Origin of the sequence: Microbispora sp. H10670 (genome assembly GCF_014161385.1) — a bacterium.
Lineage (GTDB): Bacteria > Actinomycetota > Actinomycetes > Streptosporangiales > Streptosporangiaceae > Microbispora > Microbispora triticiradicis.
The window spans coordinates 199,287-225,962 of sequence record NZ_JABBWW010000001.1 but is presented as its reverse complement, the minus strand read 5'-3'; the positions used below and the strand labels follow the sequence as shown (position 1 = coordinate 225,962).

The following is a 26,676-nucleotide window of genomic DNA, read 5'->3' as shown; positions in this document are numbered from 1 at the left end:
AGCCTTGACCAACAAAATCTCAGATTCGTCACATATCACAGGATGAGATGGCTGTCGCCGAACTCGTGCCAGAGGTAGCCCTCGCGCAACGCCTCGTCGTACGCGTCGGCCAGCACCCCGGTCCCGGTGATCGCCGACAGCATCATCAGGTGGCTCGACCGCGGCTCGTGCAGGCCGGTGATCAGCCCGTCCACGGCGCGGACGTCTCCCGCCGGGGTGACGACATGGGAGGTCCACCCCGAGAGCTCCCGCACCCCGTCGCCGTCCGGCCCCGCCTCCCCCCGGTGCGGTTCGGCGACCGGAGGCCGCACCGCCGCCGCCGTCTCCAGAGCGCGTACGACCGTCGTGCCGACGGCGATCACCCGGCCCCCGTGCGCGCGGGTGAGGTTCGCCAGCCGGGCCGTACGCGCGGAGACCGAGAACCACTCCGGATAGGGCGGCTCGTCCTTCTCCGGAGACGCGACGCCGGTGTGCAGCGTGATCGGAGCGATGCCGATGCCCCGGCTGACCAGCGCGGTCACGAGTTCCGGCGTGAACGGGCGGCCCGCGCTCGGCATCTCCGCGCTGCCGGGCTCGACCCCGAAGACCGTCTGGTAGTCCGCGAGGGGCCAGTCGCGCCGCACGTAGCCGTACCGGATCGGCGCGCCGTGCGCGGCGAGGTAGGAGAGCACGTCGCGGTCCAGTCGGGCCCGCCACAGCCGCGCCGTCTCCCGCTCGACCAGACGCAGCGTGGCCCCTCCTGGGAGCGGCAGCCACTCTCCCGGCGCGGCGCCGAGGTAGGGCTCCGTCGCCGTGGCCGTTCGGCGGCGCAACTCCACCAGCCAGTCGCCGGACGCGAGCCGCCCGGAGAAGTGCACGGCCAGGCGGTCGAGCCGTACGGCCGCGGGCAGGGTGGCGGAGTCGTTCACCACGAGCAGGTCGCCGGGGGCCAGCAGCGACGGCAGGTCGGCGAAGACGTGATGGGTGACCTCGCCGGTGTCGCGGCGGGAGACCAGCAGCCTGACCTCGTCGCGGCGCAGCCCGCGCGCCTCCGGCGGTTCACGGGCCTCCAGCGGCGCCGCGAGCGCGAACGTCAGCGAGTCGCCCGACGCCTGCGGCCTGGCGGGCTCCCCGATCGCATCCGCCGGCCCACCCCCACCCGATGCCGTATCCGAGCGGCCCTCGGTCTCCGCCGCCGTCCGGCCGCCGGCGCCGGTCATCGCAGGTCTCCACGGGTGAGGCGGCCAGGCGCGGGACGGGCGGCGACGAGGCGCAGCAGCGCCGGCGCCACGCTCTCGGGAGGCGGCGCCGCGCCGGCCTCCTCCTCGCCGACCGCGTCCGCCAGCATGCGGGTCCGCATCTCGCCCGGGTCCACCCACCACACGGCGACGTCGGGCTCCTCGGCGGCGAGGACGTTCGAGACCTGGTCGAGGGCGGCCTTGGTCGCGCCGTACCCGCCCCAGCCCTCGTAGGCCTCCACGGCGGCGTCGGAGGAGATGTTCAGGATCGCGCCCCGCCGCTTGCGCAGCGCGGGCAGCGTGGCCTGGACCAGTGCCAGCGGCCCGACCACGTTCGTCTCGAACAGGGCCCGCAACGCGTCCAGCGGATAGTCGGCGAGCCTGGGCAGCGGGGCCGGGCCGAGCCCGCTCGCGTTGTTGACGAGCAGGTCCAGTTCGGGGACGGCCTCGGCGAGCCGGGCCACGTGCGCGGGATCGGCGACGTCCCCGGGGATGGCCCGGGCGCCGAGGTCGAAGGCCGCGGACATCAGGTCCTCCTCGCCCCGCGCGGTGAGGAGGAGCGACCAGCCGTCGTCGGCGAGCGCTCTGGCGAGGGCCAGTCCCAGCCCTCGCGACGCTCCGGTGATGAGTGCCTGTCTCATGCGCCTCACGCTAGGAAACGGCACGTCAGGCGGGCATCGGACCACGGTCCGGCACGGGTTCGGCAGTTGGCCCTAGGCCCACCGGCCGACGCGTGCCGGGCACCGGGCGACCTACGCTGGGTGGGTGCCCGAGCCCGCCGACACCGTCCCCCCGCCCGAGCCGCCCCGGCCGGGCCCGGACGGGTGCGCCTGCGAGCGAGCCGCCCTGGACCGCGCTGCCCCGGACCCCGACGCCCACGATCCGGCCGCCCACGATCCGGCCGCCCACGATCCGGCCGCCCACGATCCGGCCGACCGGGATCGGGACGCCGTGCTGCAGGCGGTCAGTTCGGCCGTGCTCGCGGTGACCCGCCACCTGTCGGTCCGCGAGGTCCTCCAGGTCATCGTGCGGTCCGCGCGGCGGCTGCTGGACGCGCGGTACGCCGCGCTCGGCGTGCCCGACGACGACGGCGCGTTCGCCGAGTTCGTGGCCGAGGGCATCTCCGACGAGCAGTGGAAGGCCATCGGCCCCACCCCCCGCCAGCACGGCATGCTGGGCGCGCTGCTGCGCGAGGGAAGGCCGGTCCGGCTGCCCGACATCCGCCAGGATCCCCGGTACGGGTGGTGGCCGAAGGCCCATCCCGTGCTCACGGACTTCCTCGGCGTGCCGATCACGGACGGCGACACCGTGCTCGGGATCATCTTCCTGTCGAACAAGCGGACGCCCGGCGGGTTCGACGAGGCCGACGAGGACCTGCTGACGCTGTTCGCGGCGCACGCCGCCATCGCGCTCACCAACGCCCGCCTGTACGAGCGCGGGCGCGAGCTCACGGTGATCGAGGAGCGTACGCGGATGGCCCGCGAGCTGCACGACGCCGTCAGCCAGAAGCTGTTCTCGCTGCGGCTGACCGCGCGGGCCGCCGCGGCGCTGGCCCGCACCGAGCCCGAGCGGGCGGCCGAGGCGATCGAGCGGGTCGAGCGGATGGCGGGCGAGGCGCTGACCGAGCTGCGCGCCGTGATCGTGGAACTGCGCCCGCCCGAGCTGGACCGGTACGGCCTCGTGGAGAGCCTGCGCGAGCAGGTGGCCCTGCTCGACCGCCTGCATCCCGCGACCGTCGTGTTCGCGGCCGAGGGCGAGCCGCCCGGCGACCTGCCGCCCGAGGTCGAGGTCGCCGTGCTCCGGGTCGCCCAGGAGGCGCTGCACAACGCCGTACGGCACGCCGGGGCCGGCCGCATCGGCGTACGCCTGACGCGCGCCGCGACCACCCTGGCGCTGGAGGTGACCGACGACGGCGCGGGGTTCGACAGCGACGACATGAACGGGACGGCGGCGCGCGGCCTCGGGCTGCCCTCGATGGGCGACCGGGCCCAGGCCGTCGGCGGCAGGCTGTCGGTCTCCTCGACGCCCGGCCGCGGCACGACCGTACGACTGGAGGTGCCCGCGTGATCCGCGTGCTCATCGCCGACGACCATCCCGTCGTACGGCAGGGCCTGCGCACGTTCCTGGAGATCCAGGAGGACATCGACGTCGTCGGCGAGGCGGCCGACGGCGCCGAGGCCGTCGCGCTGACCGAGTCGCTCGGCCCCGACGTGCTGCTGCTCGACCTGAGGATGCCGGTGCTCGACGGCCTCGGCGCGCTGGCGGAGCTGAGCGGGCGGGACGTAAGGGTGATCGTCCTCACCTCGGTGAGCGACCGCGGCGACGTCGCCCCCGCGATGCGGGCGGGCGCGGCGGGCTTCCTCTACAAGGACGTGGACCCGGCCGCGCTCGTGCGGGCGATCCACGCCGTGCACAGCGGGCAGGTCCTGCTCGCGCCGGAGGCGGTCGAGGCGATGCTGTCGGGCCCGGCGGAGCGTGAGCGGCCCGAGCACGCCGCCGCGCTGACCGACCGGGAACGCGAGGTGCTGCGGCACATCGCGGCGGGGCGGTCGAACCGGGAGATCGCCCGCGCGCTGGTGGTGGCGGAGAAGACGGTGAAGACCCACGTCTCCAACGTGCTCATGAAGCTCGGCGTGCAGGACCGCACCCAGGCCGCCCTCTACGCCGTACGGCACGGCCTGTCCTGAGCGCCGAGGCCGGCCGTCAGACCTGGGATTCGACGATCGCGTTGTGCGCGGCGACCCTGGCCCGCCGTACGGCCCGGTCGAGGTCGCGCAGGGCGGCGCCGCGCACGGCGACCTGCCCGGAGGTGAGCCCGCGCTCGTCGGCCAGGCGGAGCGCGACGGCGAGCCGGGCGGCGAGCGCGCCGACCCGGTGCGCCCTGCCCGGGTAGCCGGGGGCGAGGGACTCGCCCGCGCGGTCGAGCGCGTCCGCCGCGGGGAAGCCCTGCGCCGGGCCGCCCACGCCGAGCAGCGCCTCGGTGGCGGCGACCATGGCGGTGCGCAGGGACTGCTCCGCCTCCGCCAGCGAGGGCACGTCGGGGGCCGCCGCCGACGCCTCGGCCGTGGCCCAGCGGACGCCGCGGTACGACGAGCCGCGCAGGTCGGCGGACGGCACGAGGCCGAGGCACCGGCCGGGCAGCACGGCCACGGCGGCCTGACCGGCGTCGATGGCGACGCCGTTGAACGAGGGAGGGCCGGTGAGCCCGAGCGGGTCGCCGGAGACCGGCAGGGCGAGGCGGAACGCGTTCAGCCCCTCGATCCTGCGGTCCAGGAGGAAGGCCAGCAGGGGGGTCTCGATCCCCTCCGCCGCCACCACCTGGGGCCCGGCCTCGCGCTCGACGCGGTCGAGGGCGGTCTCCAGACTCACGTGTCCCAGGAGCCAGGCGTTGCCCCAGGCGACGAGCGTGGCCGAGATCGGTGAATCGGTGTGCACCCGATCCACGATATGTGGTCGGACTGCCATAGTTTTATCCCAGAGAACCACAGGAGGGGGACCACGATGGGCGGTCAGGTGCTTCAGCTTCAGGACGTGGCCGTCCGCAGGGACGGCGCCGCCCTGCTGCGCGGCATCGACTGGAGCGTCCGCGAAGACGAGCGCTGGGTGGTCATCGGGCCCAACGGCGCGGGCAAGACGACGTTGCTCCAGGTGGCCGCCTCGCTGCTGTTCCCGACCGAGGGGTCGGTGGAGATCCTCGGTGAGCGGCTCGGCCAGACGGACGTGTTCGACCTGCGGCCCCGCATCGGGCTGGCCAGCGCGGCGCTCTCGGAGCGCATCCCGCCGGACGAGAAGGTCATCGATCTCGTGCTCACCGCGTCGTACGCCATCCTCGGCCGCTGGAACGAGGAGTACGACTCCAACGACGTCACCCGCGCCGTCGAGCTGATCGACCAGCTCGGCTGCGCGCACCTGATCCGGCGGCGCTTCTCGACGCTGTCGGAGGGCGAGCGCAAGCGCGTGCAGATCGCCCGCGCGCTCATGCCGGACCCCGAGCTGCTCCTGCTCGACGAGCCCGCCGCCGGGCTCGACGTGGCCGGCCGTGAGGACCTGGTACGCCGCCTCGGCGCGCTGGCCCAGGACCCGGCCTCACCCACGATGGTCCTGGTCACCCACCACGTCGAGGAGATCCCGGCCGGGTTCACGCACGTGCTGCTGCTACGCGGCGGCGCGGTCGTCGACCAGGGGCCGATCGAGGCGGCGATGACCGCGGAGAACCTGTCGACCACTTTCGGCGTCTCGCTGCACCTCGACCGGGGGCAGAACGGCCGCTGGTACGCCCGGCCCCTCTGACCCTCCGGGGCACGGCCGGTCGGTCCCCCTCCGGCCGCCCGCGCGGGTGCGACGCCTACCCTGAGGCGACAGCCGTACGAGGGAGCAGGTGCGAGTGACGCCGTGGGAGGCGGTCGCGGTCTTCGCGGCCGGTGTGGGGGCCGGGGCCATCAACGCGGTCGTGGGATCGGGGTCGCTGATCACGTTCCCGACGATGCTGGCCGTCGGGTTCCCGCCGATCGTCGCCAACGTGTCGAACAACGTCGGCCTCGTCCCCGGCGGGGTGACCGGGGTGCTCGGTTACCGCGCGGAGCTCAGGGGTCAGCGCGAGCGCCTGGTCCGGCTGGGCGTCGCGTCGGTGCTCGGCTCGCTCGGCGGCGGGCTGCTGCTCCTGCGCCTGCCCGCGGAGGCCTTCCGGGTCATCGTCCCGGTGCTCATCGGCGTGGCCTGCCTCATGGTGGTGTTCCAGCCCAGGATCAACGAGTGGCTGGCCGCGCGGCGCCGGCCGCACCCGCACGGCGGGCCGTGGCTCTGGCTGGGCGTCCTCGGCGCCGGCGTGTACGGCGGCTACTTCGGCGCGGCCCAGGGAATCGTCCTGATCGGCCTGCTCGGCAGCTTCCTCGACGAGGACCTGCAGCGGGTCAACGCGGCCAAGAACCTGCTGTCGCTGCTGGTCAACGCCACGGCGGCGGTGTTGTTCGCGTTCATCGCGCCGGTGGACTGGGCCGCCGCGCTGACGGTGGCGCTGGGGTCGGCGGCGGGCGGCTTCCTCGGCGCCCGCCTCGGCCGCCGGCTGCCCGCGCCCTTGCTCCGGGGATTCATTGTTGTCGTCGGAATCGTGGCGATAGTGAAGCTGGTGTTCTGAAAGGGTACGTATGCCCTCGTGAAGGGCGACCGGGTGGAGATCGTGATCGATGCCGGAGGCACCCCGCGCACGTACGAGGTGATCGCGACCAGGGCGGGACGCCGGATCGAGGTCACCACGGGCCGGGGAGTCGTGGAGGTCACCGAGGTGACGCGGTCGGGCACGCCCGTCCGCACCGCGAGGTTCATGTCCAACCGGGTGCTCGCGCTGGTCGAGCATCCCGCCGACGACCGCGGCCCCGACACCGAGTGAGTGACGCCGGTGGCCGCGGCCCCGCGGCGACCGGCGTCACTCACTCGGCGGGGCGGTCATTCGGCGGGACGGACCTGCACCACGCCGTCCTGCCGCAGCCGGGTCTGGAAGGCCGGCTGGCGCGACGTCGCGGGGCCGTGCGTGACCCTGCCGTCGGAGATGCGGAAGGCGCTGCCGTGCCAGGGACAGACGATGCAGGGCTCGCCGTTCTCCATCGCGACGCGCCCCTGGTGAAGGGGGCCGCCGAGGTGGGAGCAGTTGTCCGCGAGCACGCTCACGTCGTCGCCGAGACGGATGACGAACAGGTCGATGTAGCCCAGCCGCCGCCGCACCGGCCGCCCGTTCGGCAGCTCCTTCAGGGCGCACAGGTCGTGCCAGCCCAGCGGTACGAGATGGCCGACCGACTCCGCGTGGTTGGCCCCGGCCGCCTGCCGGTAGGACATGTGCCCGCCGAGGTAGCCGCCCGCGGAGGCCGCCGCGAGCCCGGCGTACGCCAGCGTCCGGCCGGCCCGCTCACGTCCCCGCATCCGTAACAGCAGGGAGCCGGTGTAGCAGACCGCCGCGGCCGCGTTGGTCATCGCGTGCACCAGGCCCACCCGCTGCTGCTCACGGTGGAGCGTGGACCAGTCGGTGAGGCCGGCCGCCACCGTGGGGACGGCGCTGCCCAGCCCCGCCAGGATCAGCGTGCGGGCCGCCCGTGACCCGCTCTTCGTCATGTCGACCACCCCGGCCGACAGCCAGCAACCGAAGCTGACCATCGCGAGCGCCGGGTGCAGCGGATGTCCGATGGGCACACCGTGCAGGAAGTCCCGGGTCTTGCCCGGGCCGAGCTTGCGGCGCACCTGTTTGGAGATGACAGCGATCGGCCGGTCGAGCACGGTGGCCCGCTCAAGCCCGTCGAAGACCTCGGCGGCGGGGACTCTCCGCGCCATCCGGCCCGTACGCCGCGACCTCGTCGTCTCTTCCATGTCTCGCCCCCTAACACCGGATCACGTACCCGCGCGTCACAGGTGTGAACATGGACAGGAATGAGACGGTATACGCGGGTTTCAGGCGTGCGAGCCCGAGTCCGCGGCGAGGGGGTCAGGGCGCGAGGTGGCCCCGGGCGACGGAGGCGGCGACGAGCCCGGCGGCGTACTCGCCGAGCGTGGCCGAGCCTTCCTCGATGAGCCGCACCTTCTCCATCACCTGGCGGGCGGTCACCTTGTACAGCGACCAGGTGCCGCCCTCGTTGTGGTGGTTCGCGATGATCGGCGCGAGCCGGTCGAGCGCCCTGGCGAACCTCGCCTCCGGCGTGCGCCGCTCCTCGAACTCGTCCCACAGGGACCGCAGGCGCGCTCCCTGGTCCTCCGGCAGCAGCCCGAAGATCCGGTCGGCCGCCGCGCGTTCGAGGGCGGCCTGTCCCTCCACCGCGACGGCGTCGTAGATGAAGGTGTCGCCGGCGTCGATCTCCACGATGTCGTGCACGAGCAGCATGGCCACCACCCTGGCCATGTCGGTGCCGGGAGGCGCGTGCTCGGCCAGGGTCATCGCCATCACGCCCAGATGCCAGGAGTGCTCGGCGTCGTTCTCCCTGCGCGATCCGTCGATGAGAGAGTTCCGGCGGATGACGCGCTTCAGCTTGTCGATCTCGGTGTGGAAGGCGAGTTGGGACTGCAGCCGTTCGTGGATGAGCGCGGTCGTCACCCGCGCAAGCCTAACCGGTCGCCGTCGTCTTCCGCCTGATCCGCGAGCGTGTGCCGCGCCGGGGCGTGCGGCGACGGTGACACCCCGTCACGTCGCTCGCAACCGTGCACAGCCGTAACGGCGCCATGGCGTCACCGGGTCACGCGCGGAAGAGGCGGCCGACCTCCTCCAGTTCCTGGACGAGGTCGAAGCGGGGATCGCGATACTGCCGGGCGCCGAAGCCGGTGCGGCTGACGGTCCACCTGAGCTCGCGGGCCCACCTGTCCTGCTCGGCGCACAGGGCCAGGTCGGCCGTCGTCATCCGGCTTCTTATCAATGAGAACCAGGCGGCACCGGGGGGATTCATGGGAGACTCCTTCCGGATGGGTGCCAAGCGGAGATCTCGTCGTGCTGAGTTGGTGGCCCTGTTTTCGTAGGCCTGTGTTCGTCGTCCTGAGTTCGCGGCACTAAGTTCGCGGCACTGAGTTCGCAGTCCTGAGTTCAACGAACGGAGAGCGCGCTCCGCGCCCGGAACGGCCCTGTAGTGGAAACTGCTCGCGTGGTGCGAGCGCCGGCCTCGCACGGCCGGGTGTCGAAATCCCGCTGGCCCGGATGCCTCCCGTCGTCACGCGCACCCGAGGCGGCCGGCGCCCCTGCCTTGGAAACGGGCCGGGCGCGTGCCCCGGGTGGAAACAGGGCTCCGGAGCATTCCGCCGGCGACCGCCGGCGTCCCCACCGTCCGGGAGACCTTTCCCGCATCGATCGTGACCCAGTTCACATTCCGCTGCAATAGTTGGCGAAAAGAAATCCGCAACAATCTTCTGCTGATGCAGTGCAATCTTCAGTGCAACTTGCATGAGCGGGCGAGGTATCTTCGGACAGGGCGCTCCACACCCGCGCGCCCGCCCCACCGGACGAAGGAGGTCGGCCGGGATGCCCGAGCACGGCAGTCCCACCGTCCGGCGGCGGCGGCTGGGGCAGGAACTGCGCCGGCTGCGCGAGCGCGCCGACATGACCGGCGACCAGGTCGCGACCCGGCTCGGCTGGTCCGCGGCGAAGATCAGCAGAATCGAGACGGCGCGCACCTCGCCTCGCGAGAGCGACGTTGAGGCGCTTCTGGTGATCTACATGGTAGATTCGCGCCAACGCCAAGAGCTGCTCGCCCTGCACCGGGACGCGACCCGGAAGGGCTGGTGGGAGGACTATCGCGACTCCCTGCCCAAGGAATACACGACGTTCCTTGGCCTGGAGGCCGAAGCCACAGCGGCACGCGACTGGGAACCCCAGGTGGTGCCGGGTCTGTTTCAGACCGAGGCGTACGTCCGCGCCATGATGGAGAGCGGGCAGCGGAGCACCCTGGAGGCGCCGGGCGGCGTCCGCAGCCGGATCGAGGTCCGGATGGCCCGCCAGCAGGCGGTTCTGCGGGTGGACAATCCGCTGGCCATCTCGGCCGTCGTCGAGGAGTCGGTCCTGCTGCGCCGGTTCGGCGGCAACGAGGTGATGCGGGAGCAGCTCGGGCGGTTGATCGAGGTGTCTGAGCTGCCGAACGTCGAGTTGCGGATCCTCCCGCTCGACGCGGCCCACCCGATCAACACCGGAGCGTTCAGCCACCTCAAACTGCCCGAATTCCATGACGTCGTGTACCTGGAGGCACTTCTGGGCGGGCGTCTGGTCGAGGACGAGACAATCGTCTACCGGTACGAGGTGGCATTCGACTACCTGGAGACGAAGGCCCTTGACGTGGACGACTCCCGCAGGCTTTTGGAAAGAACTGTCCGTCATTGGCGATAGCGCCCCAAGACCGCCCCGGAAATCCGCGCGTGAGAATCTCCGGGGGGAGAGAACACCTTTCATGAACTCGATTGACCTGTCCGGCGCCGCCTGGTGGAAGAGCAGCCGGAGCTCTAACAACTGCGCCTGCGTGGAGGTGGCCGTCCTGCCGGGCGGCCACGTCGGCGTACGCGACAGCAAGAACCAGGATGGTCCGGCGCTCGTTTTCACGCCCGCCGAATGGGACGCGTTCGTCGGCGGCGTCAAGGACGGCGAGTTCGACCTCTGACCGGTTTCTCCGACCGGTTTCTCTGATCGGTTCTCAACCGGTCACGGGCCCGCGTACGGCCCGCGTCCCGCGCGGGCGCGAGCCGTACGCGAGTCGTGCTCGGGGCGGCGGAGTCTCGGCGGGAACCCGCGGGACGCGCGGGCGGAACCGGAACGCGTCCTCCGCGAGACGGCGGGAGATGGCATGCTCAGGTGCCGTGAGACGTCTTCCCCTCGCCCCGGCCCTGTTCACCCTCCTCGCGTCCTCCCTCCTCGTCGCCGGCTGCAGCGCGGCGGAGAGCGAGTCCGTTCCCGGCGCGCCGCGGCAGGAGCGGCAGGAGACGACGACCACCTCCGCGTCGTCCTCCCCCAAGCCGCAGCGGCGGCCCTACACGATCTCCTTCGCGGGGGACGTGCACTTCGAGGGCGTGTTGCGCAACCGGCTGAACGCCGACCCGCGCACCGCGCTCGGCCCGATCGCCGCCGTGCTGCGCAGGTCGAACCTCACCGCGCTCAACCTCGAGACCGCAATCACCACCGGCGGCACGCCCGCGCCTGGCAAGCAGTTCACCTTCCGCGCCCCGGCGACGGCGTTCACCGCTCTCAAGGCCGCCGGGGTGGACGTCGTGACGATGGCCAACAACCACGGCATGGACTACATGGAGAGCGGCCTGCGCGACACGCTGGCCGCCATCAAGTCGTCGAAGTTCCCGGTCGTCGGCATCGGCGCGAACGAGACCGAGGCCTACCGGCCCTACCGCAGGACGGTCAACGGCAACCGCGTGTCGATCATCGGCGCGACCCAGGTGCTCGACGAGCAGTTCATCCAGTCCTGGACCGCCGCGGGTGACAAGGGCGGGCTCGCCTCCGCCAAGAACGAGCCGCGCATCCTGCGCGCCGTGCGGCAGGCCCGCAAGAACAGCGACACCGTCATCGTGTTCCTCCACTGGGGCACGGAACTGGTCAAGTGCCCGACACCCGTGCAACGCGGCCTGGCGGACAAGCTCGTGGAGGCGGGAGCCGACGTCGTGGTGGGCAGCCACGCGCACATCCTGCTGGGCGGCGGCTACTCCGGCCAGGCGTACGTGCAGTACGGCCTGGGCAACTTCGCCTTCTACAACTGGGGTCCGCAGACCGGCACGACCGGTGTGCTGACCCTGACCATCAACGGGAGGAAGGTCCTCAAGGACCAGTGGACCCCCGCCCGGATCAACGGCGGTGTGCCCGTTCCGGTCACCGGCGGCGCCAGGGAGCAGGCGGTCGGCGCGTACCGGGCGCTGCGCGGCTGCACCGGCCTGTCGGCCGCACCGCAGGACTCGTGACGGCGGCGGCACCGGAATCTTGCCGCATTTCCGGCGAGTGGCCGCTAAGCCCTGACCGCGGACCCCGAAACAGGCAAGATGGGTGGATGTCCAGCCGGGTGGTGTCGGAGATTGGTGATCCCGTCGTCGAAGGCCGGGGTCCCAGGGGTGGTGAGAGCATGTCGCCGCGCTCGTCGCACGCCGGAGAGCCGCTGCGGCGGCGGCCCGCGCAGCGTCGTAGCGTCCGCAGGGTGGAGCGGATGCTCGACGCCTGCGCGGAACTGCTCGACGAGGGCGGGTACGACGCCCTCACGACCACCCGGGTCGCCGAGCGGGCCGGGGTGGCCATCGGCTCGGTCTACCAGTTCTTCCCCGACAAGCGGGCACTCAGCCAGGCACTCGCCCGGCGCAACGCCGAGTTGTTCGCCGCGCGGGTCGGGCGCCGCTTCATGATCGAGGACTACACGGGCTGGTGGGACGCGGTCGACGCCATCATCGACGAGTACGTCGAGATGCACCGGAGCGTGCCGGGTTTCCGCTCGCTGCACTTCGGCGACGTCTTCGACCTCGACCTGCTCGACTCCGTCGCGGACAACAGCACGGTGATCGCCGGACGCCTCCGCGCCCTGCTGCTGACGGAATTCGGGCTCGCCGACGGCGAGGATTTGGACCGTGCCATTCTCGTCGCGGTGGAAGCCGGGGACGCGGTGCTCAAGCTCGCCTTCCGCCATGACCCGCACGGCGACCCCGTGATCGTGACCGAGGCCAAGCAACTCGTGCGCGGATACCTCTCGCGGCAGCTCGCCGCCGCCGAGTCGCGCCGGCGGTGACTCACTCCCCTGGCCGGACGGGCTCGGACGGAGCCTGGGGCCCGGTCATGACGCGCGGATCGGCGGCCCGGGGGTAGATCGCGCGGAGGTCGACGGTGCCGGGGCCTGTGACACGGGGGTTGGCGACACTGGGGCTTGTGACACGGGGGCCGGTGATGCCGGGCGCCTCGATGGAGGGCAGCAGCCCCGGCGAGTTGCCCGGCACGTACGCGGTGTTCTGCCACGAGCGGGTGTGGGTGCGCGGGGGGATCATGAGCTGGCGCGCGTCGTCGTCGTCCACCTGAAGCGGGGATCGCCCGCCGGACTCACCGGCGCGGCACCGCAGCGCCGCGGGCTCGATCGTGAGCTCCATCATCCGCAACTGCGCCTGCAGCCGGGCGAGTTCGGCGCGAGCCTGACCGAGCGCCTCGTACTGCGCCGTGAGGTAACCGGCGACACCCGGGACCACGGCGGCGAGCACCGTTGCGGAGGCGAGAGTCAGGATCACTCGCTTGGACATGCTGGACGCTCCTCGCCAGGGCTCGAATGCGCAGGCGTGGTGCGATATGCCCGTCTATCTGCAGAGAAAAGCGCATAGTAGTGGAAGGTCTACTAATCGTTGCTTCGTCAATGCCTGGCGTTGCCCTGCGAAACGAGGCTCGGGTCGGTAGCCTCGGCACTGTGGCACATGTGACAAATGAGCAGGTGGACCGTCTGCTCGAACAGGCCCTGCTGCTCGATGACCACGGTGCCCTCGCCCGTCGCCTCGATGCGCTGGCCCAGGGGTACGAGTCGGGCGAGATGTCGAGGGCGGCGATCCTCATGCTCGCGGCGGAGGAGTGGCGCCAGGCCGGCCAGCCGGCCGCCGCGCTGGACCGCTACCAGAGCGCCATCGAGGACGGGGGTGAGGTGCAGGTGGATCCACGCGCCGGTATCGCCGACACCCTGTTCGAGCTGGACCGGCCGGACGAGGCCAGAGCGATGATCGCGGCGATCCGGGCGGGTGACTGGAACCCGGCCACCGCGCTCACCATCGCCGAGACCCTGGTCGCGTACGGCGACGCGGAGGCGGCGCACGACTGGGCCACCGAAGGCATCCGCGCCTGCGGCCCCACCGGTTCGGGCATCCGCGACTCGCTGCTGCGCACCCGCTACCGCATCCGGGTCGATCTCGGGCTGCCCGAGGACGACCTCGACGCCCTTCTCGACATCACCCGCTGAGCCGCCGACCGCCCGTATCCGAGCACCGGCGACGAATCCGTGGTGGTCCCCTGAGAGCTCCGGCATCCCGGGAACGAGGTGTCACGGCTGTCGCCTGTGGCACTGGTGTGCCGGGAATGAGACAGGGGCTGCGTGTCAGTCGCGGCTCCTCGAAGCGGAGCGCCGTAGCCGATCGCGGTCGGTCGCCTGTGAGCACTGCTGTCCCGGGAACGAGAAAGGGGCCGTGTGTCACGGCCCCCTTTGTCGTGTGCCGGGTCAGGGCAGGATCCTGTTCCCGGTCGCGGCGGCGAAGTCGGTCACCCCGTGCGTGCCCGTCGCCCTGGTGAGGGCGGCGGGGGTGGTGATGTCGCCGCCCTGCGGGTGCGCGGCGGCCCGGGGGTACTCGCGCGGCTGGAGACGCGGAACGCGCCTGCCGCCCACCGTCTCAGGCTGGACGGCCGGTGCGATTTTCCTGCCCTGTGCTGACTTGCCCTGTGCTGCCTTGCCCTGTGCTGATTTGCCCTGTGCCGTTCTGTCCTGGCCGGCGGCCTGCGGCCTTCCGGCCTGGGCCGGTGCGGCGGCGTCGTCGCGCTGACGCCTGTGCCCGGCGCCGTTCTTCCGCTCGGTCGCCGTCCCGGTGTCCTCCTGGGCCGCGCTCGCCGGCCGGCCCGCCTGGTTCGCGGCCTGCTCCGGCGTCCCGTCCTGCTTGTGGGGATGGTGCCTGCGGTGCGGGTGCTTGCGTGGGAAGGTCTCGGTGGTCTGCTCCTGACCGGAGGCGCCGCTCTGGGAACTGGTGCTGACGGTGCTGCTCTGCGGCGTCAGTCCGGCCTGCTCGGCGGGGCGTGCGGCGGACCCCTGCTCGGCGGGGCGTGCGGCGGACCCCTGCCCGGCGGGGCGTGCGGCGGACCCCTGCCCGGCGGGGTTCTGCCCCGCGGGGTTGTGGGCGACCGGGTTGTGGGCGGCGGGGTTGCGGACGGCGGGGTTGTGGGCGGCGCGGCTCTGCCTGCCGGCGTTGCCCGCCTCTTCCTCCGGCCTCGGGTGCCGACGCGCCCGCGGCCGCCCCTCGGTGAGGGGACGCACCCGCTCCTGCTCGGCCGGCTCGCCGCGTAGTCCCTGCGGCGCCTGTGGCGGGCAGGCCGCGTCCGAGGCGCTGGGCCTGGCCGGCGCGACGGCGAGGAGCGGAACGGCGCTCCTGGCGGGAAGCAGCGTGCCGGAGTTCGCGACAGGCGCGGCGGCCGGCACACGCGACCCCGCCACGGTCGCCGCCGGTGCCGTGAGCGACCTCGCGGGCGACGAGAGGGCCGAGGCGCCCGCGGCGAGCGGCTTCGTGGCCGACGGAAGCCCGGACGTGCCAAGGGATATCGGCTTCGTCGACGACGGGAGGACCGATGTGCCGGCGGAGATCGGCTTCGCCGCTGACGGAGCGGTGGCCAGGCCGACGGGGAGAGACCTCGCCGGTACGCCGGCCGCTGCCGGGGTGGTCGCGCCGCCGACCGCGCTGGGAACACCCGCCGCGCGGCCGACCGCGCTGGGAACACCCGCCGCGCGGCCGGCCGCGCTGGGAACACCCGCCGCGCGGCCGCCGCCCGTGCCGGCCGCGCCGGGCACGCGGACCGGCGCGGCTCCGGCGGCTGGTGCGTTTCCGGTCCTCGGCACCAGGCCTGTCAGCGCCCTGGCGGACGACGTGCCCGGCAGTGCCCGAGAAGCGGTCAGGGCCGGCAGGACGGGCTTGGCCACCCCGGGAACGGCCGGATCCGGGACGGGCCTGCCGGGAAGCGAGCGGTGCCCCTGCCCGGCGGCGGATCCGGCGGCGTCCGCGATGCTCAGGACGCCCGCCGCCGGGGCCAGGGTGGCCGGAACGCCCCTCACGTTCCGGTCCGTGGCCTCGCGCCGCGCGATCTCGTGACGCGTGACGCCCTGGTCCGTGCTGTCATGGCCCGTGGCGTCGCGGCCCGTGACGTCGTGGCCTGTGATGTCGTGGTTTCGGGGACGGCAGGCGTCGGACGACGCGCCGTCCTTCGCCATCGCCGTGCCCCAGGTCAGCCAGCTCACTCCGGCGGTGACCGCCGCGAGCGCCGCGCACCGCCCTCGAATACTTCGTGATGTCCTGGACATCCACGTCCCCCTGATCGCGTACGGTAGTCCGACGAACGCCGAACGTAGCAGCGAGGGAAAAGGGCGGGGCGCGCTTGCCGCAATGGTGGAGAAGACCTTACCGAGCGGGCCCGATCTTCAGCGTGTCTCCCGCCTCGTCGATGTCGACGATTACCTCGTCGCCGTCCCGGATGGCTCCCGACAGCAGTTCCTTGGCGAGCCGGTCGCCGATCGCCGACTGGATCAGGCGGCGTAGCGGGCGCGCGCCGTACAGCGGGTCGTAGCCGGTCAGCGCGAGCCAGTCCCGGGCGGCGGGGGTGACCGTCAGCCTCAGCCGCCGGTCGGACAGCCTCTTGGCGAGCCGGGCGACCTGCAGGTCCACGATCTGCGACAGCTCCTCGGTGCCCAGCGCGTCGAACACGATGATGTCGTCGAGCCGGTTGAGGAACTCGGGCTTGAACGAGGCCCGCACCGCGTTCAGCACCGCTTCGCGCTTGCTCTCGCCCTCCATCGTGGGATCGACGAGGAACTGCGAGCCGATGTTCGAGGTGAGGATCAGGATGGTGTTGCGGAAGTCGACCGTGCGGCCCTGCCCGTCGGTGAGCCGGCCGTCGTCGAGCACCTGGAGCAGGATGTCGAAGACCTCGGGGTGGGCCTTCTCGATCTCGTCCAGCAGCACCACCGTGTACGGCCTGCGCCGTACGGCCTCGGTGAGCTGGCCGCCCTCCTCGTACCCGACGTAACCGGGCGGCGCGCCCACCAGCCGGGCGACGCTGTGCTTCTCGCCGTACTCGCTCATGTCGATGCGGGTCATGGCCCGCTCGTCGTCGAACAGGAACTCGGCGAGCGCCTTGGCCAGTTCGGTCTTGCCGACGCCGGTCGGGCCGAGGAACAGGAAGGAGCCGGTCGGCCGGTCGGGGTCGGCGATGCCGGCCCGGGCCCGCCGTACGGCGTCGGAGACGGCCTGCACGGCCTCGCGCTGGCCGATGAGGCGCCTTCCGAGCTCGTCCTCCATCCGCAGCAGCTTGGCGGTCTCGCCCTCCAGCAGCCGCCCGGCGGGGATGCCGGTCCACGAGGAGATGACCTCGGCGATGTCGTCGGGGCCGACCTCCTCCTTCACCATCGGCTCGGCCTCTGCCTCCGCCGACTCGGCGGCCCTGGTGGCCTCGGCGAGCTCCTTCTCCAGGCGGGGCACGTCGCCGTACATGAGCCGGGACGCGGCCTCGAAGTCGCCGTCGCGCTGGGCCCGCTCGGCCGCGCCACGCGCCTCGTCGAGCTGCTTCTTCAGCTCGCCGACCTTGTTGAGGCCGGCCTTCTCCCGCTCCCACCGGCTGACCAGGGCGTTGAGGTCCTCCTGGCGGTTGGCCAGCTCCTCGCGGAGCTTCTCCAGGCGCTGGCGGCTGGCCTCGTCGGTCTCCTTCGCGAGCGCGAGCTCCTCCATCTTCAGGCGGTCCACGCTCCGCTGGAGCTGGTCGATCTCCACCGGCCGCGAGTCGATCTCCATGCGCAGCCGCGACATCGACTCGTCCACCAGGTCGATGGCCTTGTCGGGCAGGTAGCGCGCGGTGATGTAGCGGTCGGAGAGCGTCGCGGCGGCGACCAGCGCGCTGTCGGAGATCTGCACCTGGTGGTGGGCCTCGTAGCGGCCCTTGAGCCCGCGCAGGATCGCGATCGTGTCCTCGACGGTCGGCTCGCCGACGTAGACCTGCTGGAAGCGCCGCTCCAGCGCCGGGTCCTTCTCGATGCGCTCGCGGTACTCGTCGAGCGTGGTGGCGCCGATCATCCGCAGCTCGCCGCGGGCCAGCATGGGCTTGAGCATGTTGCCCGCGTCCATCGCGCCCTCGGCCGCGCCCGCTCCGACCATCGTGTGCAGCTCGTCGATGAACGTCACGATCTGGCCGTTGCTCTCCTTGATCTCGGTGAGCACGGCCTTGAGGCGCTCCTCGAACTCGCCGCGGTACTTCGCGCCCGCGACCATCGCGCCGAGGTCGAGCGCCACGAGACGCTTGTTGCGCAGGCTCTCGGGCACGTCGCCCGCGACGATCCGCTGGGCGAGGCCCTCCACCACGGCGGTCTTGCCGACGCCGGGCTCGCCGATCAGCACGGGGTTGTTCTTGGTGCGGCGCGACAGCACCTGGACGACCCGGCGGATCTCGCTGTCGCGTCCGATGACCGGGTCGAGCTTGCCCGCCCTCGCCGCCTCGGTGAGGTCGACGCCGTACTTCTCCAGCGCCTGGTAGGTGTCCTCCGGCGTCTCGCTGGTCACCCGCGCGTGCCCGCGGACCTTCTCGAACGCCTCCAGCAGCGCGTCGGGGGTGGCGCCCACGCCCTTCAGCAGGTCGGCGACCTGTCCTCCGTCGGTCGCCAGCCCGACCAGCAGGTGCTCGGTCGAGACGTACTCGTCTTCGAGCTGCTTGGCCCGCTGGGCGGCCGTGTTGATCACGGTCAGCAGCTGGCGGGAGCTGGACGGCGCGCTCACGGTGGAGCCCTGCGCCTTGGGCAGCCGGCTCAGCAGTTCCTCGGCCTGGGCGCGCAGCCTCGCCGGGTCCGCGCCGACGGCCTGCAGCAGCGAGGCGGCGATGCCGCCGTTCTGCGCCAGGAGGGTCGTCAGGAGGTGGGCGGGCGCCACCTCGGGATTGCCGTCGGCCGCGGCGCGGCGCACGGCCGCCGACAGGGCCTCCTGGCTCTTCTGGGTGAACTTGTAGTCCATATGTCGATGCCTCGATTCCCCGTTAAGGCAGGTGGCAGGTTCAGGCAGGTGGCAGTTCGTAGCGGACCAGTGCCCGCACCATGGTGAGCTCACCCCGCAGCCGCGTGACCTCCTCGCGCAGGCGCAGGTTCTCCGTCTCCAGTTCGAGAATGCGCTTGATGCCGGCGAGGTTGATGCCGTGCTCCTGGGAGAGCCGCTGGACCTCGCGCAGCAGCACGATGTCCCGGGTGGAGTACAGCCGTCCCCGCCCCGCCGTACGGCCGGGGCTGACGAGGCCGAGCCGGTCGTACTGGCGGAGCGTCTGCGGATGCAGCCCGGACAGCTGGGCGGCCACGGAGATCACATAGACAGGTGTGTCGTCGGAGATGTCGAAAAACCTGGCATCCATCGGCTCACTCGCTTCTGGCCTGCTTGATCAGCTCTTCGCGGAGGTCCGGCCCCTCGGTCGCGTTCCTGAACTCCTCAAGGGCCGCGCGGGCCTTGTCGTCCAGGTTCTGCGGCACCATCACCTGGACGGTGACCAGCAGATCGGCCTTGGTGCCGTCCTTGCGCGGGGCCCCGCGCCCGCGCACCCGGAAGGTCCGCCCGTTCGGCGTGCCCTCGGGGATTCGGAGGGTCACCGGCATGCCCTTGAGCGTCGGCACCTTGATCTCGGCGCCGAGCGCGGCCTCGGGGAAGGTGACGGGGACCGTGACGGTCAGGTTCTCCCCGCTGCGGCCGAACACCGGGTGCGGCTTCACGTGCACCAGCACGTAGAGGTCGCCCGCCGGGCCGCCGTTCTCACCCGGCGCGCCCTTGCCCTTGATCCTGATGCGCTGGCCGTCGCCGACCCCGGCGGGAATGCGCGCCTGGATCGTGCGGGTGCTCTTGCCGCGCCCGCTGCCCTCGCAGACGGGGCAGGGGTCGTCGACCACCAGGCCCCGGCCGCGGCAGTCGCGGCACGGCTCGGAGAAGGCGAAGTTGCCGAGGTTGCGGCTGGCGGCCCCGGTTCCCTCGCAGGTCGGGCAGACCCTCGGCGTGGTGCCGGCCTTCGCCCCCGTGCCGCCGCAGGCCGCGCAGGCGGACGAGCTGGTGAGCCGGAGCGACACCGTGGTGCCGTCGACCGCCTCGCCGAAGGCGAGCGTCACCTCGGACTCGACGTCCTGGCCGCGCCGTGGCCGGCCGGTGGTGGTGGTCGTGCGCGGGCCGCCACCCCGGTTGAACAGCCCGCCGAAGAGGTCCCCGATCCGTTCGCCCGAACCCGAGCCCCCGAACAGGTCGCCGAGGTCGAAGTTGAAGCTGCCGCCGCCTGGCCGCTGGCCACCCGCGCCGGTGAACCCGCCCACGCCGGACCCGAACAGCGTGCGCGCCTCGTCGTACTCCTTGCGCCGCTTGGCGTCGGAGAGCACGTCGTAGGCCGCGGAGACCTCCTTGAACTTCTCCTCGGTCTGCTTGTTGCCGGGGTTCGCGTCGGGGTGGTACTGCCGGGCGAGCTTGCGGTACGCCTTCTTGATTTCCTCGGCGCTCGCGGTCTTGGGCACACCAAGGACGGCGTAGTAGTCCTTTTCCAAGTAGTCCTTGGTGCTCATCTATCGCTTCCTTCACACGAAAGGGGAGTGACTGAGGTCTCTCCCGATCCTTCCCGATCGGGAGAGACCCCGGGCTGTTCAGTTCTCGTCGGATCCATCGGCGGCGCCGGAGTCGTCCGCCGCGTCGCGCGGCGCCTCCTCCTCGCTCGGCTCGGCGACGGCCACCCGGGCCGGGCGCAGGATCCGGTCGTTGATCCGGTAGCCCGGCTGGAGGATCTCGACGCACGTCGGCTCCGTCACCTCCGCCGAGTAGCTGTGCAGCAGGGCCTCGTGCACGGTCGGGTCGAAGGGGTCGCCCTTCGTGCCGTACGTGGCCAGGCCCAGCTTGCCGACGGCCGCCTCCAGCGACTCGCTCACCTTCGCGAAGCCGCCGGTGAGCTCGCCGTGGTCGCGGGCGCGCCCGATGTCGTCGAGCACCGGCAGCAACTCGGTGAGCACGCTCGCCACGGCCTGCTCCTTGACGGTGATCCGGTCGCGCTCGACCCGCTTGCGGTAGTTGCTGAACTCCGCCTGCAGGCGCTGGAGATCGGCGGTGCGCTCGGCGAGCAGGTCCGCGGCGGACCCGTCGGCCGCCACGGCCTCCGGCTCCTGGGCGACGGAGGAGGACTCCTCCTGCGCCACGCCGTCGTCCGCCGTGGTGGCCTCGCGGGCCCTGCCGGTCTCCGGGTCGATCTTGCGGTTGTCGCGGATCACCGGCTCCTCCCCGGAACCGTTCTCACGCGGGCTCACTTGGTGCCGCCCTCCCGCTCGTCGTCGACGATCTCGGCCTCGACGACGTCCTCGTCGGCCTTCGCCTGCTGGCCGCCCGCACCGGCGTCCGCGCCGGGCGCGGCGCCCTCGGCTCCGGCCGCCTGGGACTGGGCGTAGATCGCCGAGCCCATCTTCTGGCTGACGGTCGCGAGCTTCTCGGCGGAGTCGCGGATGACGGCCGTGTCGGTGCCCTCCAGCGCCTTCTTCAGCTCGGCGAGGGAGTCGTTGACCTCGGTCTTCACGTCGGCCGGGACCTTGTCGTCGTTCTCGCGGAGGAACTTCTCCGTCTGGTAGGCCAGCGCGTCCGCGTTGTTGCGGACCTCGGCGTCCTCGCGGCGCTTCCGGTCGTCCTCGGCGTAGGACTCCGCCTCGCGCATCATCCGCTCGATGTCGTCCTTGCCCAGGGCCGAGCCGCCGGTGATGGTCATCGACTGCTCCTTGCCCGTGCCGAGGTCCTTCGCCGACACGTTCACGATGCCGTTGGCGTCGATGTCGAAGGTGACCTCGATCTGCGGGATGCCGCGCGGGGCCGGGGCGATGCCGGTCAGCTCGAAGGTGGCGAGCTTCTTGTTGTACGCCGCGATCTCACGCTCGCCCTGGTAGACCTGGATCTGCACCGACGGCTGGTTGTCCTCGGCCGTGGTGAAGACCTCCGAGCGCTTGGTCGGGATCGTCGTGTTGCGCTCGATGATCTTGGTGAAGATCCCGCCCTTGGTCTCGATGCCGAGGCTCAGCGGGGTCACGTCGAGCAGCAGGACGTCCTTGACCTCGCCCTTGAGGACACCGGCCTGGAGCGCGGCGCCGATGGCGACGACCTCGTCCGGGTTCACGCCCTTGTTGGGCTCCTTGCCGCCGGTCAGCTCCTTGACCAGCTCGGAGACGGCCGGCATGCGGGTCGAGCCGCCGACCAGCACGACGTGGGCGATGTCGGAGACCTTGACGCCGGCGTCCTTGATGACCTGGTGGAAGGGGCCCTTGCAGCGTTCGAGCAGGTCGGCGGTGATCCGCTGGAACTCCGCCCGGGTCAGCTTCTCCTCCAGGTGCAGCGGGCCCTCGGAGGAGGCGGTGATGTAGGGCAGGTTGATCGTGGTCTCGGTCTGCGCCGACAGCTCGATCTTCGCCTTCTCGGCCGCCTCGCGCAGGCGCTGGAGGGCCATCTTGTCCTTGGCCAGGTCGACCCCGTGCGCGTTCTTGAAGCGGGTCACCAGTTCGTCGACGACGCGCTGGTCCCAGTCGTCGCCGCCGAGGTGGTTGTCACCGCTGGTCGCCTTGACCTCGACGAACCCGTGCCCGTCCTCCTGGCCGACGTCGAGCAGGGACACGTCGAAGGTGCCGCCGCCGAGGTCGAAGACCAGGATGGTCTGGTCCTTCTCCTTGTCCAGGCCGTAGGCCAGGGCCGCGGAGGTGGGCTCGTTGATGATGCGCAGCACGTTGAGGCCCGCGATCTGGCCGGCCTCCTTGGTGGCCTGCCGCTGCGAGTCGTTGAAGTAGGCGGGAACGGTGATCACCGCGTCGGTGATCTTCTCGCCCAGGTACGCCTCCGCGTCTTGCTTGAGCTTCTGCAGGACGAAAGCGCTGATCTGCTGGGGCGTGAACTTCTTGCCGTCGATCTCGACGGTCCAGTTCGTGCCCATCTCACGCTTGACCGAGCGGATGGTGCGGTCGACGTTGGTCACCGCCTGCCGCTTGGCCACCTCGCCGACGAGGACCTCTCCGTTCTTCGCGAACGCGACCACGGACGGCGTGGTCCGCGACCCCTGCGCGTTCGCGATGACCGTGGGCTCGCCGCCCTCGAGAATCGAGACGACGGAGTTGGTCGTCCCCAGGTCGATACCTACCGCACGTGCCATGAGTACGTCCTTGTAGTCAAAGTTGAGTCGGTCAGACTCAAATGATGGACCCGATCCGGGTTCCTGTCAAACGTCTTGAGTCTACGAGGCTCAACCCCGGAGCGCGCGGATTTAGTCCCCGCATCCGCGATTCCGCACCACGCCCGCGCCTGCCCCATCCAGGGCGAAGCTCACGGCCCGGCTTCGCCCTACTTGGCGCCGTCCACCACCTTCCGGTCGCCCAGAGGGGACGTGAGCCGCACCTGCGTGGTCTTCCGGATGGCGATCGCGATGCAGACGGCGTCGGGGGAGCGCCGGTCCTGCCCCTCGTACACGGTGACCGTCACCTCGCGCGCGGTCTCCTTCACGTCGACGTGGTCGAGCACCTGGCAGGGCTCCACGCCCGACCACCACACGACGTCGAGAGAGCGGCCGCCGTCCGCGGGCGTGGCGCTCTCCCAAGGGACCGCACGCGTGTTCAGGGTGGGCCCCGCCGGGGTCACGGGGGACGCGGAGGCGCCGGGCACGACGGTTCCGGCCCCCGGCGGGACCACCGGAGCCGGAGCCGACTGGGGGCCCGTCCCGGCGCCGGAGGGCGAGCCCTCCGGCTGCTCGGGGTGGGCCGAGGTGGAGGACGCCCCTCCGCAGGCGACCGCCAGGAACAGGAGGGCCACGAGCCAGAGCTTTCTCATGTCCCTTACACGGCTGTCAAGCGCCGGTGGTTCATTGACGTGCCGGGCTGCGTGGGCTTAATTTCATCACATGATGAATTTATCGGCTCCCGCGGTCGCCGTACGCGGTCTGCGGGTGTCCAGAGGTGGGGCGGAAGTGCTGCACGGGCTGACCTTCGAGGTGCCCCGGGGCCAGGTCACCGGGCTGCTCGGGCCGAGCGGCTGCGGCAAGACGACGCTGATGCGGGCGGTCGTCGGGGTCCAGGTCGTCTCAGGCGGGGAGGTGACCGTGCTCGGCGAGCCCGCCGGGAGCGCGGGCCTGCGGCGCAGGATCGGCTACTCGACCCAGAGCCCGGCCGTCTACCGCGACCTGACGGTGCTGGAGAACCTCCGCTACTTCGCCGCCGTGCTCGGGGCGCCGAAGGACGACCCCGAGCGGGTGCTGGCCGAGGTGGGGCTCGCGGACGCCGCCCACCAGCTCGGCGCCACCCTCTCCGGCGGTCAGCTCAACCGGGCCGGGCTCGCGGTGGCCATGCTCGGCCGGCCCGAGCTGCTCGTGCTCGACGAGCCGACCGTCGGGCTCGACCCGGTGCTGCGGCAGGAGCTGTGGGCGCTGTTCCACCGCCTCGCCGAGCGCGGCGCGACGCTCCTCGTCTCCAGCCACGTCATGGACGAGGCCGCGCGCTGCGAGCGGCTGGTCGTGCTGCGCCAGGGGGAGATCCTCGCCGACGACACCCCCGACGGGCTGCGCGGGCGCACCCGCACGTCCGATCTGGAGGAGGCGTTCCTGCGCCTGATCGCCGAGAGGGCCGCGGCATGAGCCTCGTGATCACTCTGGCCACCGCGCGCCGCATCCTGACCCAGCTCCGCCACGACAGGCGCACCGTCGCGCTCATGGTGCTCGTGCCGACGCTGGTGATGATCCTGCTCTACTACGTGATCGACGACGAGCGGGCGTTCGGCCGGTTCGCTCCGGTCCTGCTGTGCGTGTTCCCGTTCCTGGTGATGTTCCTCGTCACCTCGATCGCCACCCTGCGCGAGCGTACGTCGGGGACTTTGGAGCGGCTCATGGCGATGCCGCTCGGGCGGCTCGACCTCCTGCTCGGGTACGGCCTCGCCTTCGGCCTGGCGGCCTGCGTCCAGGTGGCGCTGGCGCTGGCGGTCTCCCTCACCTGGCTCGGCCTGGACATCCCGGGCCCCCTGTGGCCGCTGGTGCTCGTCGCGCTGCTCGACGCCCTGCTCGGCACCGCGCTCGGCCTGCTGTGCAGCGCGTTCGCCCGTACGGAGTTCCAGGCCGTGCAGCTGATGCCGGTCGTCATGATCCCCCAGGTGCTGCTCGGGGGGATCCTCGTGCCACGCGGCCGGATGACGCCCGTGCTCGAATGGATCTCCGACATCCTGCCCATGTCGTACGCGATCGAGGCCATGGCGCACGCCTGCGCGGACACCGGCCCGGGCGGCGAGTTCTGGCGCGACATGGCCCTGGTCGCCGGGTCGGCCGTGCTCGCGCTCCTCCTCGGCGCCGTGACGCTGCGCCGCCGTACGCCGTGAAGCGGCGCCCGGAGACGGACGGGCCCCCGGCCTGTCACAGGCCGGGGGCTCGCCGTGGGGGGTGTATCGGGGGGTGGGCCGGGAGAGGTCAGCGTTCGCCGGGCACCCAGTCGTCGATCTGCGTGGGCGTCGCGTTCAACGCGGCGGCCCGGGCCGGCGGAACCGGGTCGGCGAACGGCGCGCAGTGCAGGTCCGGCCCCGGACGGCTCGCGGGCAGCGTGCCGTCGGTCAGGTAGGCCTTCCAGGCGTCGTCGACGCAGGCGTTGCCCCGTCCGGTCAGGCCGTGGTTGCCGCCGCCGTCCATGACGACGAGGCGCGAGTTCGGGAAGCGCCTGTGCATCTCGACCCCGCCCTCGTACGGCGTGGCGCCGTCCTTGGTGTCCTGGAAGAACAGCGCGTTCTTGATGAGCCGGCCGTCGATCCGCTGCTCGTGCGCCGCGCGCACCGGCCAGAAGGCGCACTGCGCGTTGAACCAGGCGTTGCCCCAGCTCAAGAAGGGCGCGGCGCGGTACGACTGCCACATGTCGCGGTGCCACCTGGGCCAGTCGCGCGGCCAGCTCGCGTCGGAGCACTCGACCGCGGAGTAGACGGCGAACGTGTTGTCGTCGCCGCTGGAGTCGCCGTACGTGCCGTAGGCGGCGAGGAGCGGAGCCGCCTCACCGGCGGTCAGGTACCTGGACAGCGCGTTCGCGAGCAGGGGCCAGCGGCTCTTGAGGTAGCCGCCCGCCAGGTAGGTGTCGTCGAACTCGTTCGGCCCGACCCGGCCCTCCGCCGGGGTGTCCTTCAGCTTGGCGCGGGCCGCGTAGAACGCCTTCTCCACCTCGTCGCCGGTGGTGCCGAGGTGGTAGGTCGAGTCGTACTGGGCGATCCAGGCGAAGAAGTCCTTGGCGCGGCCCTCGAACGCGTGGTTCTGGTCGATGTTGGCCTCGTACCACACCCGCGAGGGGTTGACGATGCTGTCCAGCACGAGCCGGCGGACCCTGTTCGGGAACAGCGTCGCGTACGTCGCGCCGAGGTAGGTGCCGTAGGAGTAGCCGACGTAGCTGATCTGGTCCTGGCCGAGGGCCTTGCGGATCTGGTCCATGTCGTTGGCCGCGTCGGCCGTGGTCATGTTCTTGAGCAGGTCGCCGTAGATCCGGCCGCACGCCTCCGCGTAGTTCCGGGAGCGCTGGGCCCAGGCCAGCTCCTCGGTGATGTTCGCGGGCACGTAGTCGGGCCGCACCGGGTCGGCGAAGTGCGGGTCGCAGCTCAGCGAGGGCTCGCTGGAGCCGACGCCGCGCGGGTCGAAGCCGATCAGGTCGTACTGCGCGGCGAGCGTGGGCCCCAGCCGCGTCTGCATGACCGCCGGGTACGCGAGGCCGCTGCCGCCGGGGCCGCCGGGGTTGAACAGGATCACGCCCTGGTAGTGGGCCGTGTCCGTCGCCTTCCTGCGGGAGACCGCGATCTTGATCTTCTCGCCCTTGGGACGGCTGTAGTCCAGGGGTACCTCGATCTTCGTGCACTCGACGCCCGTGGGCAGGCCCTCGCACTGGGTCCACTGCGGCGCGGGAGCCGGCGGCGCGTGCTCGGCGCCCGGGGGTGCGCCGGCCGCGGGCGACGCGGCCAGCACGCCGCTCAGACCCAGGCCGGCGGCGGCCAGCGCAACGAGGATCTTCTTCACGTGCACCCCTTCGGCGCCGGTGGCCCCGTCGATGGAGCCGATTCATGGACACCCTCGGCCGATCATCCGGGCAAAAGAGTAGTAAAGCGACACTTGCCGTCACTTGGATGCAAAACCGCAACATTTGTGGTGGGCATGGGATGACGCGAGGTGTCGGAGGCCGCCGGGCCGCGACACGCTCCTCCGGCGGGATCGGTAAGCTGCGCGCAGATCCCGGCGAGTACAGGA

The 26,676-nt window shown here is 71.9% G+C and carries 27 protein-coding genes; 12 read left to right on the top strand and 15 right to left on the bottom strand.

Annotated features, from left to right (window positions below; translation table 11 throughout):
- Positions 1-35: 35 nt before the first annotated feature.
- The gene (locus tag HHX33_RS01135) at positions 36-1,199 is read right to left on the bottom strand and encodes an S-adenosylmethionine:tRNA ribosyltransferase-isomerase (RefSeq protein WP_182872917.1); all 1,164 of its coding nucleotides are present in this window, start codon (positions 1,197-1,199) and stop codon (positions 36-38) included.
- Positions 1,196-1,858, bottom strand: coding sequence for an SDR family NAD(P)-dependent oxidoreductase (locus HHX33_RS01130; RefSeq protein WP_182872916.1), 663 nt, complete (start codon positions 1,856-1,858; stop codon positions 1,196-1,198). The genes HHX33_RS01135 and HHX33_RS01130 overlap by 4 nt, the downstream gene beginning before the upstream one ends.
- Positions 1,859-1,982: 124 nt before the next feature.
- Here HHX33_RS01130 and HHX33_RS01125 point away from each other — a divergent pair, with 124 nt between their 5' ends.
- Both HHX33_RS01125 and HHX33_RS01120 read left to right on the top strand, forming a co-directional pair.
- Positions 1,983-3,284, top strand: coding sequence for a GAF domain-containing sensor histidine kinase (locus tag HHX33_RS01125; protein ID WP_310741158.1), 1,302 nt, complete (start codon positions 1,983-1,985; stop codon positions 3,282-3,284).
- Positions 3,281-3,904 carry a response regulator gene (locus HHX33_RS01120; RefSeq protein WP_182872915.1) on the top strand — a complete coding sequence of 208 codons (624 nt, stop codon included), beginning with the start codon at positions 3,281-3,283 and terminating at the stop codon, positions 3,902-3,904. Before HHX33_RS01125 ends, HHX33_RS01120 begins: the two co-directional genes overlap by 4 nt.
- Positions 3,905-3,920: 16 nt before the next feature.
- Here HHX33_RS01120 and HHX33_RS01115 read toward each other — a convergent pair whose 3' ends face one another.
- Positions 3,921-4,652, bottom strand: coding sequence for a hypothetical protein (locus HHX33_RS01115; protein WP_310738399.1), 732 nt, complete (start codon positions 4,650-4,652; stop codon positions 3,921-3,923).
- Positions 4,653-4,718: 66 nt separating this feature from the next.
- Here HHX33_RS01115 and HHX33_RS01110 point away from each other — a divergent pair, with 66 nt between their 5' ends.
- The 3 genes from HHX33_RS01110 to HHX33_RS01100 all read left to right on the top strand — a co-directional run bounded on the left by HHX33_RS01110 (position 4,719) and on the right by HHX33_RS01100 (position 6,603).
- Entirely contained in the window at positions 4,719-5,507 is a 789-nt protein-coding gene (locus tag HHX33_RS01110) for an ABC transporter ATP-binding protein (RefSeq protein ID WP_182872913.1), read from the top strand.
- 94 nt (positions 5,508-5,601) lie between these two features.
- A complete protein-coding gene (locus tag HHX33_RS01105) occupies positions 5,602-6,351 on the top strand; it encodes a sulfite exporter TauE/SafE family protein (protein WP_117409125.1) in 750 nt (249 codons plus the stop codon).
- A gap of 18 nt (positions 6,352-6,369) precedes the next feature.
- Positions 6,370-6,603, top strand: a complete 234-nt coding sequence (locus HHX33_RS01100) for a hypothetical protein (protein ID WP_182872912.1) — start codon at positions 6,370-6,372, stop codon at positions 6,601-6,603.
- Positions 6,604-6,659: 56 nt separating this feature from the next.
- Here the strand turns inward: HHX33_RS01100 and HHX33_RS01095 are convergent, their stop codons facing one another.
- The 3 genes from HHX33_RS01095 to HHX33_RS01085 all read right to left on the bottom strand — a co-directional run bounded on the left by HHX33_RS01095 (position 6,660) and on the right by HHX33_RS01085 (position 8,590).
- Positions 6,660-7,571: a Rieske (2Fe-2S) protein gene (locus HHX33_RS01095; RefSeq protein WP_117409126.1), complete on the bottom strand. Its 912-nt coding sequence runs from the start codon at positions 7,569-7,571 to the stop codon at positions 6,660-6,662.
- A gap of 115 nt (positions 7,572-7,686) precedes the next feature.
- Positions 7,687-8,289: an HD domain-containing protein gene (locus HHX33_RS01090; protein WP_117409127.1), complete on the bottom strand. Its 603-nt coding sequence runs from the start codon at positions 8,287-8,289 to the stop codon at positions 7,687-7,689.
- A gap of 139 nt (positions 8,290-8,428) precedes the next feature.
- A complete protein-coding gene (locus tag HHX33_RS01085; RefSeq protein WP_165900842.1) occupies positions 8,429-8,590 on the bottom strand; it encodes a hypothetical protein in 162 nt (53 codons plus the stop codon).
- A 611-nt stretch (positions 8,591-9,201) separates the two neighbouring features.
- Between HHX33_RS01085 and HHX33_RS01080 the strand changes: the two genes are divergently transcribed.
- From HHX33_RS01080 to HHX33_RS01065, 4 genes are all read left to right on the top strand, one after another.
- Entirely contained in the window at positions 9,202-10,059 is an 858-nt protein-coding gene (locus HHX33_RS01080) for a helix-turn-helix domain-containing protein (RefSeq protein ID WP_182872911.1), read from the top strand.
- Positions 10,060-10,120: 61 nt separating this feature from the next.
- Entirely contained in the window at positions 10,121-10,327 is a 207-nt protein-coding gene (locus HHX33_RS01075) for a DUF397 domain-containing protein (protein WP_117409129.1), read from the top strand.
- Between the two features lie 178 nt (positions 10,328-10,505).
- On the top strand, positions 10,506-11,627 hold the full coding sequence (locus tag HHX33_RS01070; protein WP_182872910.1) for a CapA family protein: 1,122 nt from the start codon (positions 10,506-10,508) through the stop codon (positions 11,625-11,627).
- Between the two features lie 158 nt (positions 11,628-11,785).
- Entirely contained in the window at positions 11,786-12,436 is a 651-nt protein-coding gene (locus HHX33_RS01065) for a TetR family transcriptional regulator (RefSeq protein ID WP_117409131.1), read from the top strand.
- Position 12,437: 1 nt separating this feature from the next.
- On the opposite strand, the gene HHX33_RS01060 is transcribed toward HHX33_RS01065, so the two are convergent.
- Positions 12,438-12,935 carry a hypothetical protein gene (locus HHX33_RS01060; RefSeq protein ID WP_182872909.1) on the bottom strand — a complete coding sequence of 166 codons (498 nt, stop codon included), beginning with the start codon at positions 12,933-12,935 and terminating at the stop codon, positions 12,438-12,440.
- Positions 12,936-13,096: 161 nt separating this feature from the next.
- On the opposite strand from HHX33_RS01060, the gene HHX33_RS01055 reads away from it, so the two are divergent.
- Positions 13,097-13,636, top strand: coding sequence for a tetratricopeptide repeat protein (locus HHX33_RS01055; RefSeq protein WP_310738397.1), 540 nt, complete (start codon positions 13,097-13,099; stop codon positions 13,634-13,636).
- A 255-nt stretch (positions 13,637-13,891) separates the two neighbouring features.
- Here HHX33_RS01055 and HHX33_RS01050 read toward each other — a convergent pair whose 3' ends face one another.
- From HHX33_RS01050 to HHX33_RS01020, 7 genes are all read right to left on the bottom strand, one after another.
- Complete coding sequence (locus HHX33_RS01050; RefSeq protein WP_182872908.1) at positions 13,892-15,730, bottom strand: hypothetical protein; 1,839 nt, start codon at positions 15,728-15,730, stop codon at positions 13,892-13,894.
- A gap of 97 nt (positions 15,731-15,827) precedes the next feature.
- Complete coding sequence (gene clpB / locus HHX33_RS01045; protein WP_182872907.1) at positions 15,828-18,419, bottom strand: ATP-dependent chaperone ClpB; 2,592 nt, start codon at positions 18,417-18,419, stop codon at positions 15,828-15,830.
- A gap of 40 nt (positions 18,420-18,459) precedes the next feature.
- On the bottom strand, positions 18,460-18,807 hold the full coding sequence (locus tag HHX33_RS01040; protein ID WP_117409136.1) for a heat shock protein transcriptional repressor HspR: 348 nt from the start codon (positions 18,805-18,807) through the stop codon (positions 18,460-18,462).
- Positions 18,808-18,811: 4 nt separating this feature from the next.
- Positions 18,812-19,987, bottom strand: coding sequence for a molecular chaperone DnaJ (gene dnaJ, locus HHX33_RS01035; protein WP_117409137.1), 1,176 nt, complete (start codon positions 19,985-19,987; stop codon positions 18,812-18,814).
- A gap of 78 nt (positions 19,988-20,065) precedes the next feature.
- Positions 20,066-20,716, bottom strand: a complete 651-nt coding sequence (gene grpE, locus HHX33_RS01030; protein ID WP_117409138.1) for a nucleotide exchange factor GrpE — start codon at positions 20,714-20,716, stop codon at positions 20,066-20,068.
- Positions 20,713-22,587, bottom strand: coding sequence for a molecular chaperone DnaK (gene dnaK / locus HHX33_RS01025; protein ID WP_117409139.1), 1,875 nt, complete (start codon positions 22,585-22,587; stop codon positions 20,713-20,715). Before dnaK ends, grpE begins: the two co-directional genes overlap by 4 nt.
- A 188-nt stretch (positions 22,588-22,775) precedes the next feature.
- A complete protein-coding gene (locus HHX33_RS01020; RefSeq protein ID WP_182872906.1) occupies positions 22,776-23,258 on the bottom strand; it encodes a hypothetical protein in 483 nt (160 codons plus the stop codon).
- Positions 23,259-23,328: 70 nt separating this feature from the next.
- Here HHX33_RS01020 and HHX33_RS01015 point away from each other — a divergent pair, with 70 nt between their 5' ends.
- Complete coding sequence (locus tag HHX33_RS01015) at positions 23,329-24,057, top strand: ABC transporter ATP-binding protein (protein WP_117409141.1); 729 nt, start codon at positions 23,329-23,331, stop codon at positions 24,055-24,057.
- Complete coding sequence (locus HHX33_RS01010) at positions 24,054-24,788, top strand: ABC transporter permease (protein WP_182872905.1); 735 nt, start codon at positions 24,054-24,056, stop codon at positions 24,786-24,788. The genes HHX33_RS01015 and HHX33_RS01010 overlap by 4 nt, the downstream gene beginning before the upstream one ends.
- An 88-nt stretch (positions 24,789-24,876) precedes the next feature.
- Here HHX33_RS01010 and HHX33_RS01005 read toward each other — a convergent pair whose 3' ends face one another.
- A complete protein-coding gene (locus HHX33_RS01005; protein WP_182872904.1) occupies positions 24,877-26,448 on the bottom strand; it encodes an alpha/beta hydrolase in 1,572 nt (523 codons plus the stop codon).
- Positions 26,449-26,676: the final 228 nt, after the last annotated feature.